The sequence below is a fragment of the Flavobacterium sp. genome (genome assembly GCF_036405015.1).
Classification (GTDB): Bacteria; Bacteroidota; Bacteroidia; order Flavobacteriales; family Flavobacteriaceae; genus Flavobacterium.
Genome location: NZ_DASWYK010000161.1, coordinates 16,625 through 28,721, shown reverse-complemented (window position 1 = coordinate 28,721; position 12,097 = coordinate 16,625). Strand labels below are relative to the sequence as shown.

Below are 12,097 nucleotides of genomic sequence, written 5' to 3'. Positions count from 1 at the left end.
TAAACTCTTTTGAGCTTTTTAAGAAAGTATCATCATGCAAATACAATAATGTGTACATCAGGCACATTAAACAGCTATTTATCAAATAAAAATTGGCAGTTCCCATTATTGTTTCAACTCTAATAATCTTTCTGCAAGATACATATTTTTCTTATAAAAAAGAAAAGAAACTTTAGAAGAATATGGCTTCTCTTAAAAGTAAAATGCGCAAAAGTCGAATTGATTTTTGCGCATTTTTTATTTCATTATCTTTTTATATGCTTTGTATAAAAAATAAATTACAGCTGCGAAAAAAAGTAGAAGAAACAACTGCCATAACAACAAGCCTATCTCAAAATGATTAACTAGTTTTTCCATAATTTTATTTATTGAGCTAAAATAGCAATTAAAAATTAACAGGAAAAATAACTTTTAGTAAATACTTTAATTCTAATATGTCCGTTCTAATTACGGTTTCACGTAAGGATTTTGATTTGAAACCTATTACTTTTGGAAAAAAGCTTTAAAACTAACTTTCAAACAAACAAAAATAAAAACCAATGAAACTGATTCTGACTTCTTTACTTTTTATTTTTAACCTTCTTTTGTCGGCACAATCCAATCAATTGGCTGGCAATTACAGTCATTCGCTTGGAGAAAATGAAAAACATAAGCTTGAGTATCAACTCACTTTAAATCAGGATGGAACATTTGTTTTTCATTATTATTCCAAAATAGAAAATAGAACTCCTCTTGAAGAAAATAAATACGGAAAAGGTAAATGGACTGCAAAAGACAATGTGGTTACTTTTTCTGCAGACAAAAAAGAAGATTTAGACGAAAAATATACTTTAGACTTTAACAATTCGGCTGCCCGATTTGTTACTAAAAATCCGAGAGATAAAAGCGATAAAATAGTCCAAACCAGACTTAAGTTTTTAGACTCTGGAATCTTCTGGATGAAAGGAATTGATGTTTTTAAAATCTAAACTGAACTTTTTCATACCTCACATGAAATTAAGAAAACATCCTTTTTTTCAAAAAAACAAATCATTCAAATACTTTTTATTAGTTCATCTGGTAATCAGTCTGATTTTTTGTGTTTCGCAATTGATTCATGGTGCTCTAGAAGGTAGTCCTTTTAAAAGCCTTGCAAAACCTTTTGAAAATTTTAAAGCTTTAAGTAGTCGGGAAAAATATTTAAAAAGCGATTTCTTTTTATTGGATACTGCTTTTACAGAACAAAACAAATCCTCTGCAGGGGCTTCTACCAAATGCAGTAAATACACCATTATTAAAGGTCATGTTCAGCATTCTAAAACACCAAGAGAAATTACTGCTCAAGATAGTAACTGGGAAACTTTTTACCAGACTGAATATGCCTTGGTAAATAATATCAAAATGCCTGTTTATATTAAAAAAAAGGAACCAATAAAAATATGGAGAAACACCTTAAACGATGAACTTTTTCTGGACAATGAAAAGATGATACTGGATGAAAAATTCAATGCCGTTATCGGTTTGTATTTTCAGGTTTCGCTTATTCTTTTAACCATACAATTATTAATTCTAAAAAAGAAATCTGAAATAAAATAAGCTGCCCCCCAATCTACAAGCTTGATCTGATAAGTTATTAAAACGAATTTGAAACTTTACTTTGTATTATTCATGAAAAAATTCATTTTTATAGTTTTAGCCTCAATTCTTTTCACATCTTGTTTTGGTTTGTACGACTATGGAAGCGACATTATTGTAGATGATTATGAAGCACTTTGGATTGACTTGTACGAATCCAGATCTTTAAATAAGGGAGAAACATTGGTACCCGCTTATGTTGCTGCGGTGGGTTATGATTCAAAATATATTTATTCGAAACAACATCCGCTTTTAGAAAATTCTAAAGAAAAAATAAATTTAAAAGTAACAAATTACTACATCATCGAAAGAACAAAAAGCGGCTTTCAGGACAAACCTGTCTTTGGTCCATTTAATAAGTTAGGTTTTGAAAAAAAATGCCAGGAACTTTCCATCCAACCAAAATTTCATTTAACTTTTCCAACTGAATGGTATTTTGAGTGATGAATAGAATTGGAATGTCTCAGATCAAAGTACAACACCTATTTTTATATGACGAAAAAATTAATACTTCTTATTGTGTCAATTTTAGTCTATGGATGCAATAATGCTGACATAAATGACAGAGATAAAAGAAATGAAAACTGGGTTTACTGGATTGATTCTAAAACTGGTAAAAAATCTTGGATTCCTGTTAGTGATCAAACTACGGTTAAAGATGGAAAATATACTTCATTTTATAATAAAGGAACAATTTATGAAACTGGTAAATTAAAGAATGGCAAAAATATCGATACCATTTTTTGGTATGACCTCAATGAAAAACTAATACATTATGCGCTTTGTAAGTCTGGCAATTATATACAATATTATGTAAATAACGGTCATTATATTTCCTACTTTCAAAATGGAAAAGTTTTTGAAAAAGCAATCGTTAAAGATCACAAAATTAATGATAAATGGATAAGATATTATGACAATGGAAACATTGAATGGGTTAATGATCTAAAAGAAGGAACTGGCAAAAAAATGTGGTATTTTGAAAACGGGCAATTATCTCACTCTACTCATTTTGTAAATAACAAAATAAACGGTAAAAACGAAAGCTGGCATAAAAACGGTAAAAAAAAGGAAATATCTAACTGGTCTAATGGAAAACAAAATGGGCTTTATGAATCTTTCTATGAAAATGGAAAACTTGAAGAAAGAACAAATTGGCTCAATGATAAAACAGAAGGCAAAAGTGAAGTATGGTATGACAACGGACAGAAAAAAGGGATCCAGTTTTATAAAGCGGGACTAAAAAATGGAAATTATAAATTATGGCATCCTAATGGTAATTTAAGAGCCGATTTTAATTTTTCTTTAGACAAAAAAAATGGAAAAGCAGTGAAGTATCACAAAAATGGAAATCTACAAACTCAAGGAATTTACAAAAATGATAAACAAGATGGCATTTGGAATTGGTATGATGAAAATGGAAATTTTTTACAAAAAGACACTTATGCTAATGGAGAATTAATTGACGTTCAGAAATAATTTTATAAAGTTTAGCTAATTCAAAAAAAAAATACTTAAAAACCTTTGTCTCTCTGAACCTTTGCCCCTTTCCTATAAAATCCCTATTTTCGCTCTTCAATAAGAAAAGGAAAAAATGAAGGTCTGTATTGCTGAGAAACCAAGTGTAGCACGTGAAATCGCATCCGTTTTAGGCGCCAATACCAAACATGACGGATATTACGAAGGCAACGGTTATGCTGTAACTTATACTTTCGGACATTTATGCACCTTAAAAGAACCTAACGATTACAAACCGCACTGGAAAAGCTGGGATTTAAATAATCTCCCAATGCTTCCAGATAAATTTGAAACCAAAGTAGTTCAGAATTCCGGAATTCAGAAGCAGTTTAAAATTATAAAAACACTTTTTGAAAAAGCCGAATTGGTTATCAATTGCGGGGATGCTGGGCAGGAAGGAGAATTAATTCAGCGTTGGGTGATGAACGAAGCGCATTACAAAGGCGAAATAAAACGTTTATGGATTTCCTCCCTGACTACCGAAGCCATAAAAGAAGGTTTTGATAATCTAAAACCCTCTGAAAACTACGATAATTTATTCTATGCCGGATTTTCGAGAGCAATTGGTGATTGGCTTCTCGGCATGAATGCTACACGCTTATATACCGTAAAACATGGCGGTTACAAACAAGTTTTATCTATTGGACGCGTTCAGACGCCAACACTGGCAATGGTTGTGGACCGATTTAAAGAAATCGAAAATTTTAAACCTCAGCCCTATTGGGAATTACAGACTTTGTATAGAGAAACGCTTTTTAGTTATGAAGAAGGACGTTTCTTAAATAAAGCCGACGGAGAAATTCTAGCCGAAAAAGTAAAAGAAAGTGATTTTGAAATTGTTTCTGTGGATAAGAAAAACGGAAACGAATACGCTCCAAAACTCTTTGACTTAACAGGCTTACAAGTTTATTGCAATCAGAAATTTGGATTTTCTGCAGAAGAAACGCTGAAAATTGCCCAGACATTATACGAACAAAAAGCGATTACTTATCCCAGAGTAGATACTACTTTTCTTCCGGGAGATATTTACCCGAAAGTACCTGGAATTCTGCAAAAACTGAGCAATTACAGTCATTTAACGGAACCGCTTTTAGGAAAGAAAATCAAAAAATCGCCAAAGGTTTTCAATGATAAAAAAGTAACCGATCACCACGCAATTATTCCAACCGGAATCGAAATCAATCTGCCTCACAATCAGCAACAGGTTTATGACATTATTACAAAACGTTTTATTGCAGTGTTTTATGATGATTGTCTCGTTGCCAATACAACAGTAATCGGAAAAGCGGCCGATGTTACTTTTAAAGCAACAGGAAAAGAAATCCTGAAAAAAGGTTTTAGAGTGGTTTTTGAAGATCCAAATGCAAAAGAAAAAGAACCGGATTTATTGCCGAGTTTTGTTGTGGGCGAAAAAGGACCACACGAACCTTCATTTCTTCAAAAAGAAACCAAACCGCCGAATCATTTTACAGAAGCAACTTTACTGCGTGCAATGGAAACCGCAGGAAAACAAGTTGACGACGAAGATCTGCGAGAATTGATGAAAGAAAACGGAATTGGTCGTCCGTCAACTCGTGCGAATATTATTGAAACACTTTTTAAACGTCAATACATTGTTCGAAACAAAAAACAGGTTTTGCCTACTATAACAGGAATTCAGTTGATTGATACAATTCAGAATGAATTAATCAAATCGGCTGAACTTACAGGTTCTTGGGAAAAGCAGTTGAAAGATATCGAAAAAGGCACTTTTACAGCTTCTGCTTTTATTAAAAACATGAAACAAATGGTTGAAGCTTTGGTTTATGAAGTAAGAAGCGAAACTAAACATGCCAATATTTCTTATGCGGCAACAATTCAGAAACCAGTTGTAAAAGCAGAGAAAAAGAAAGCAGCAGGAATTTTGGCTGAAACTTGTCCGAAATGCCAAAAAGGGAATTTTATAAAAGGTAAATCCGCTTTTGGTTGCAGCGAATACAAATCGGGTTGTGACTTTGTTCTACCTTATGTTTTTCATGATAAAAAAATTACGGAACCTCAATATTTACGATTGCTTCAAAAAGGTTCAACGGTAAATATAAAAGGCTTCAAAACTGATTCGGGAACTGTGGAGGGTTTAATTCGTTTTGAGGAAAATTATAAACTCAAATTAGAGCCTAAAAAAACAGATAAAAAAGCCGAACCTAAACAAGAAGGTTCAGATGCGTTGGTTTGTCCAAAATGCAAAAAAGGAACTATTCTAAAAGGCAAAACTGCTTATGGCTGTGCCGAATATAAATCGGGTTGCGATTTTAAAGTGACTTTTGATGAAGTTAGAGCTAAACTTCAAGATCAAAAACCAACTAAAGAATTGGTTTACTCGATTTTATCTGCGAGTGTATGATTTTTTTTCAGCCACGAATTCACGAATTTTTCTCTAAATGCTAAGTGTTTTGTTTGCGGTTAATTTCACAAATTAACGTGGTTTCTTAACTTACTATTTTCATTCACAATTAGTGTAATTCACCACAAACCATTAATAAATAGGTTTCAAGAAAAATTCGTGAATTCGTGGCTAATTTTACATGCTACAAATTTGCTCTAGTTTTTTTCACAATAAATTTCCATAAATTCATTTTTTCACGTTCCAATAGTTATAGAGAGCATGAAAAAAATCTTTTTAATCCTTTTAATCTGTGGCAGATATTAGATAAATTTTAAAGTAAATTAGTGGAAATTTGTGTAATTCGTTGCAACCATTTTTTTATTACTTTAGTGCCAACAAACCAAACCTTAAAATATGTTTCAGAAAATTACTCTTATTGCACTTCTAATCGCTTTTGTTTCCTGCCAGAAAAAAGAAGCAGTTGAAAAAGACAAAATCAAATTGGCCGACTGGTTAATTGGAAACTGGGAAAATACTTCTGCAGAAGGCATTTTAAGCGAAAACTGGCAAAAACTAAACGACAGTACTTTTAGCGCTTCTTCTTATTTTATAAAAGGAAAAGACACTTTGCATTTTGAAACTATTATTTTGGCACAATTAGGAGAAACGTTAACTTACAAAGCAACAGTAAAAGGCCAGAACGACGACAAACCTGTTTTCTTTCCTTCTACTTCTGAAACAGATAAACAATTAGTTTTCGAAAATCCTAAACACGACTATCCTCAAAAAATTACTTATACAAAAGGCGCAAATACTTTGACAGCCGAAATTTCTGGTAATTTGAATGGAAAACCAAGTTCTGAGAAATTTGTGATGACGAAGAAATAAATATGAAAATATATTCAGCACTACAAATTGGTGATTACCATCAAAATAATTGCGAGGATCACTTTTTTGTTGGTGAATACGGAAAAAATAAAATTCTTTGCGCAGTAATGGATGGCTGTACAACGGCGCTGGAAAGTCAATTTGCTTCTTTGTTAGTTGGAAAAATTCTAAAAAAAATCTGTACCGAAAAGGGCTATAGAGAATTTGTAGAGAAAGAAACAAAACCTCTTACTCTTGAAGAAAATTTAAAGTTTATTTTAAAAGATGTATTAAACGAGCTTCGACTGATTCAAAATCAGCTAATGATGGATCAAAAAGAGCTGCTTACAACATTAATCCTTCTTTTGTTTCATAAGGATCAGGAAAAGGGAATTGTCTTGGCGATTGGTGATGGTTTTGTAAATATCAACGGAAAAACGACCGAATTTGAGCAGGATAATAAACCTGATTATATAGGTTTTCATCTACTTGAAGATTTTGAAACTTTTTACAATTCACAAAAACAAAAAATTGAGTTTAATTCACTTATTGATGTTAGTATCGCAACGGACGGAATTTTTACATTCGATAAATTAAAACGAAATGAGTCTAAAGAAGAAATAGATGTGATTCACTTTTTAACAATCGACAAAGTAAATTCTGAAAAAGAGGACATGATTGCTTTAAAATTAAAAAAACTAGAAAACGAATATGGACTAAAACCAACAGATGATTTTTCTATAATTAGAATTTTAAAATAAATATATTATGAAAGCACACACTATTCCATTATTGGTTATTTTAACTTTAACAGTTTTAACCTCTTGCAAAAAAGAAATCAAAACCGAAATTCCAGTAAAAACTTATCCTAATCTTGCCAAAGCCGAATGGTTTATTGGTGAATGGGGAAATAAATCGGCTGAAGGTGAACTTACGGAGCGTTGGAAAAAAGAAAATGATTCGGTTTATTTTGGCGAATCTTATTTTGTTGTGGGCGAAAAAGACACCGTTTTTGGAGAACATGTAAGTCTTGAAGACAAAAATGGCAAACTATCTTTTATCGTTACCGTTCCAGGACAGAATGATGAACTTCCAGTAACTTTTGTGATGACGTCATCTACAGACAATCAGATTGTTTTTGAAAACCCAAAACACGATTATCCATCTAAAATTGTTTATAAGAAAGTTGGAAATGATTCTTTAGTAGCAGAAATTTTCGGAGTGAAAAAAGGAAAAGTGGCTTCTGAAAAATTTCTAATGGCGAAGAGATAATTCTATTAGAATGTTGATTATATTAACTTGTTTTTTCTTTTTAGGTCTTCGTATCCTAGTGAATAGTATCTTATATTAAAAGTATTCGTTTATTCCAAAATCATTTATTCCCCTTGAAAGTAATTTATTCACAAAAACTTATCTACTCTAAATAAAAAAATGGAATACAGTATTACAGAAGAAAACAAAGCAAAAGCAATTAAAAAAAACAGACTTTTCATGTCTCTCAACTATGGAGTAGGTATAGTAATTGCGACTTATGCTTTGTCTGACAGCCCTGGTTCAGGTCCTTTAGTCTCTACAATATATTTTATCTCTATTATACTTTTAGCTCCATTTGCTTGGTTTTATTTCGACAGAAAATTTAGAAACAAACTTACTATAACTTACGAAATTGATAACGAAGAAATCATTATAACTGAAAAAGAAAAACCTGTACAGACCATTCCTTTAAATTCGATCTTTTCTATCACGAAAATTCCTTCTGGGTATAGAGTTGTATCAAAAAAAGGAAAGTTTTATGTCATAAGTATGGTTGAAAATATTGCCGAATTGATAAACGAGTTAAACAAGCAAATTAGTTAAAAATCTATACAATAATGTATCAATCTTAATCTTCAGAGTTTTTCTAATAAACTTATAACTTCAAAAAAACTACTCATTCTCCCCAATTTTATTCACCATAAAAATCATCAGTATTCCTAAAAGTGCCATAATCAGGAAAGCCCATTTCATACTTAGGTATTCCGAAATAAAACCAACCATTGGCGGAACCAATAAAAATCCTAAATAACCAATTGTAGATATTGAAGTCAAGGCAGAACCGCTACTTAGTTTTGATGATCTTCCTGCAATGCTAAAAACCAAAGGAACTACACAGGAAACCCCAAATCCGATTAAAACATAACCAAAAATAGTTGGATAAGCGTACGGAAGAATAAAACAGATTCCAAAACCTATTGTGATTAAAATTCCGCTGTACAAAAGGATTTTTTTAGTTCCAAATTTCATTACACCATAATCGCCAAAAATACGTCCCAATGTAACTGCAGAGGCGAAAAAGACAAATGCGGCACTGGTTAATTTTGGAGAAGCTTTTAGAATATTTTCGAAGTAAATTCCGCTCCAATCGTACATTGTATTTTCGCAAGCCATAGAAACGAAACAAATCAAGGCAAATTTTACCAAGTTTTTTTCTGGCATTGAGAAGAACTTCTTTTTAACCGGAACAGGTTCATTATGAATACTCATTGGGTAAAAACAAGCCGTTAGCGCCAGCATAAAAACACTCACTCCCAATAAATGGTGTGATGGTGCAATTTTCTGTGTTACCATTACATACCCTAAACCAGCTCCTGAGAAGACCGCAATACTCCAAACAGCATGAAAACGTGTTATGATAGATTTTGGATATAATTTTTGTACTTCGAGAGATTGCGCATTAATCGACAAATTGAAAATATTACGAGAAGCTCCAAAAATTAAAAGTACAATTACGAGCTGCCATACAAAAGCTACCAAACCTGGTAATGAGAGCACGATATTAAACATAATCGCTCCCAAAAGCATAATATAACGGCTGCTGTATTTATTCAACAGTTTTCCTGTAAAAGGCATGGTCAACATTAACCCAATCGGAAAAGCGAATAAAACGGCCCCAAATTGTGCTTCACTTAAATGCAATTGTGCTTGTATATGTGGAATTCTCGATACCCAAGAAGAATATCCAAAACCTGAAAGAAAGAAAAAAACTGTATTGGCTATACGATATCCTCTAGGCGTGTTTTGAATTTTTTTAAAGAAAGATAAAATCATGAATTTGTTTTTCAGACTGCAAAATTAAGGCTTTTTTCAGGGTAAGCCTCTTTCTTTTTTCTTTTTTCATAAAAACTTAAATTTCTTTCAAATAATTCAAAAAACAGAATCCCCTTACTTTCTTAAAAAAACCTTAAGATTCGCTAAATAAATCCTTAAAATAAAGTTTGTTAAAGGAAATATAATTTTTACATTTGCCCTGTTTTTATTTATTCTAAATAAGAACTAATTATAAACCAATAAAAATTAGCAATGAATTATGTCAGTTTGAAAACTTCACGTTTTCTATTTACACTCAGTTTTTTATTTTCTTTCCTATCCGTTTTTGCACAGAATCACGGGAAAATCAAAGGAACTATTACTACCTCAGACGGCGAAGCAGCCGCAGGAGTAAACATTATTCTTAAAAACACTAAATACGGAACCGTTTCTAATGATGACGGTACTTTTGACTTCAATAAAGTAAGAGCCAATTCTTATACATTACAGGTGTCTTTAGCGGGTTATGAAACCGCAGAAACTGAAGTTACAGTTTTAGAAAACGAAACTAATACCGTTAATTTACAGCTTAAAGTTTCTAATAAAGAATTAAAAGAAGTTATTATCAGCAGTCCGAAAAGCATTGTCTCAAAAAAAACAGACTATGTTGCCAGAATGCCTCTTAAAAATCTAGAAAATCCACAAGTTTACAGCGTTATCCATAAAGAGCTTTTGACGGAACAAGTTGCAGTAGATATTAGAAGTGCGGTACAAAATGCACCAGGAGTTGTTTCTATCAGCTATCCGTCCGGAGGAGTTGGTGTTATTTTTAGAGGATTTTCAACTGGAGTAAATGCCAGAAACGGAATGGAAACGGCTTCGGGTCGTTCTTCTGTTGATCTTGGAAATGTAGAACGTATTGAGGTATTAAAAGGGCCATCTGGAACTTTATTTGGTTCTACTGTTTCATCATTTGGAGGAGTAGTAAATTTAGTGACTAAAAAGCCTCACGAAACTACTGCAGCCGAAGTTTCATATACTACAGGAAGCTACAACTTAAACCGACTTACTGCCGATGTTAATACACCATTAAACAAAGATAAATCGGTACTATTTAGAGTAAATATGGCCGTGAACAGAGAGAAAAGCTTCTTGGATTATGGTTTCAATAATGCATTGCTTTTTGCACCAAGTCTTACGTATAAGGCTTCTGAAAAACTTACTTTCAATATCGACGCTGAAGTTTATAATGTGAACAACACAAGACGTACTTATAATACTTATGCTGCAACTTCTGGAATCACAAATCCAAATGATTTAAAAATAGATTATAGAAAATCTATGTTCCATGATGATAACGATGCGAAAACAAAGTCTACTAAAGTTTTTGCCCAAGCAGAATACGAAATATCTGAAAACTGGAAATCTACAACTCTCTTTTCATTTGTAGGAGAAGATGTAGAACGTAGTTATCAGAGTTATGCGGTTTGGAGTTCACCAACACAGGCTGCAAGAAGAGTTGGACTTTGGGGACCAATTTTTAACAATTACACTAACATTCAGGAAAATCTAAACGGAAAATTCTCTACCGGAAGTATCAAACATAAATTTCTTACTGGTATAAATTACAGACTTTACAGCGGTTCTTTTTCAGGCGGAAGTACTTTTACTCTTGACAATATTGATGTTACTGCTCCATTTGCTCCTATTAGAAGAAAAGCAGTTGATGCTGGACTTGTTCTTACCACCTCTCCTGTCGCAGATCAAAAAACATTTAGTGTTTATGCTTCTGATGTAATTAATTTTACAGATCGTCTTTCTGTGATGCTAAGTTTACGTCTGGATAATTTTGACCGTGAAAAAGTGGGTACTACAGAAGGCTATAGCCAAACGGCTTTGGCTCCGAAATTGGGATTAGTTTACGAATTAGTAAAAGACCAAGTTTCTGTTTTTGGAAATTACATGAATGGTTTCCAAAATATGCAGCCTGTTACGCAGCCAGATGCTTCTTTATTCGTCTTAGACCCTATTTATGCGGTACAATATGAAGGAGGTATTAAAGCAGAAGCATTCAACAAAAAATTAACTGGTTCTGTAAGTTATTATAATATTACAATTGATAATGCTACAAGAGTTAATGCTTCAGGTTTTACAGAACAAGATGGTAAACAAGTTAGTAAAGGTTTTGACTTTGAATTGGTAGCAGCTCCAATTAACGGATTAAGCATTATTGCAGGATATGGTTATAATGACAACCGAATTGTAAAAGCTTCTGATGCTTCTATCGAAGGAAACAAAGCTACATCTTCACCAGAAAACGTAGTTAACTTTTGGTCTTCATACACTTTCCAAAACAAACTAAAAGGTCTTGGTTTTGGTATTGGTGCAAACTATATCGACAAGAATTTCTTTACTGCCGATAATACTTTCTATATGCCATCTTATACAACTTTAAATGGATCTGTATATTATGATCATACATCGTGGAGAGTTGGTTTAAAATTCAATAATATTACTAATGAAAAATATTGGGATTTTTGGGGTACATCGCAAGCTCCAACAAATATTTTAGCTAGTTTGACAATTAAATTCTAAAACCAAATTTAAAAACTAAAAAAACAAAAGCACCTCTACTAAAAGTCATGAGGTGCTTTTTTGATAACACAA

11 protein-coding genes are annotated in these 12,097 nt (G+C 32.4%); 10 read left to right on the top strand and 1 reads right to left on the bottom strand.

Translation table 11 applies throughout. The features are described from left to right. Positions 1–539 precede the first annotated feature (539 nt). From VGE71_RS12925 to VGE71_RS12885, 9 genes are all read left to right on the top strand, one after another. Positions 540–968 carry a hypothetical protein gene (locus VGE71_RS12925; protein ID WP_331138701.1) on the top strand — a complete coding sequence of 143 codons (429 nt, stop codon included), beginning with the start codon at positions 540–542 and terminating at the stop codon, positions 966–968. 22 nt (positions 969–990) lie between these two features. Next, positions 991–1,575 carry a hypothetical protein gene (locus tag VGE71_RS12920; protein WP_331138700.1) on the top strand — a complete coding sequence of 195 codons (585 nt, stop codon included), beginning with the start codon at positions 991–993 and terminating at the stop codon, positions 1,573–1,575. A 72-nt stretch (positions 1,576–1,647) separates the two neighbouring features. After that, positions 1,648–2,058, top strand: a complete 411-nt coding sequence (locus tag VGE71_RS12915) for a DUF3997 domain-containing protein (protein ID WP_331138699.1) — start codon at positions 1,648–1,650, stop codon at positions 2,056–2,058. Positions 2,059–2,106: 48 nt separating this feature from the next. Beyond that, on the top strand, positions 2,107–3,093 hold the full coding sequence (locus VGE71_RS12910) for a toxin-antitoxin system YwqK family antitoxin (RefSeq protein ID WP_331138698.1): 987 nt from the start codon (positions 2,107–2,109) through the stop codon (positions 3,091–3,093). Between the two features lie 115 nt (positions 3,094–3,208). Beyond that, positions 3,209–5,515 carry a DNA topoisomerase 3 gene (locus VGE71_RS12905; protein ID WP_331138697.1) on the top strand — a complete coding sequence of 769 codons (2,307 nt, stop codon included), beginning with the start codon at positions 3,209–3,211 and terminating at the stop codon, positions 5,513–5,515. Between the two features lie 396 nt (positions 5,516–5,911). Further along, positions 5,912–6,385, top strand: a complete 474-nt coding sequence (locus VGE71_RS12900) for a DUF6265 family protein (RefSeq protein ID WP_331138696.1) — start codon at positions 5,912–5,914, stop codon at positions 6,383–6,385. A 2-nt stretch (positions 6,386–6,387) separates the two neighbouring features. After that, complete coding sequence (locus VGE71_RS12895) at positions 6,388–7,125, top strand: protein phosphatase 2C domain-containing protein (RefSeq protein ID WP_331138695.1); 738 nt, start codon at positions 6,388–6,390, stop codon at positions 7,123–7,125. 7 nt (positions 7,126–7,132) lie between these two features. Continuing rightward, the gene (locus VGE71_RS12890; RefSeq protein WP_331138694.1) at positions 7,133–7,636 is read left to right on the top strand and encodes a DUF6265 family protein; all 504 of its coding nucleotides are present in this window, start codon (positions 7,133–7,135) and stop codon (positions 7,634–7,636) included. Between the two features lie 159 nt (positions 7,637–7,795). Next, positions 7,796–8,221, top strand: coding sequence for a hypothetical protein (locus VGE71_RS12885; protein WP_331138693.1), 426 nt, complete (start codon positions 7,796–7,798; stop codon positions 8,219–8,221). A gap of 69 nt (positions 8,222–8,290) precedes the next feature. Here VGE71_RS12885 and VGE71_RS12880 read toward each other — a convergent pair whose 3' ends face one another. Continuing rightward, positions 8,291–9,451: an MFS transporter gene (locus tag VGE71_RS12880; protein ID WP_144214809.1), complete on the bottom strand. Its 1,161-nt coding sequence runs from the start codon at positions 9,449–9,451 to the stop codon at positions 8,291–8,293. Positions 9,452–9,703: 252 nt separating this feature from the next. On the opposite strand from VGE71_RS12880, the gene VGE71_RS12875 reads away from it, so the two are divergent. Then, entirely contained in the window at positions 9,704–12,025 is a 2,322-nt protein-coding gene (locus VGE71_RS12875; protein ID WP_331138692.1) for a TonB-dependent receptor, read from the top strand. Positions 12,026–12,097 lie beyond the last annotated feature (72 nt).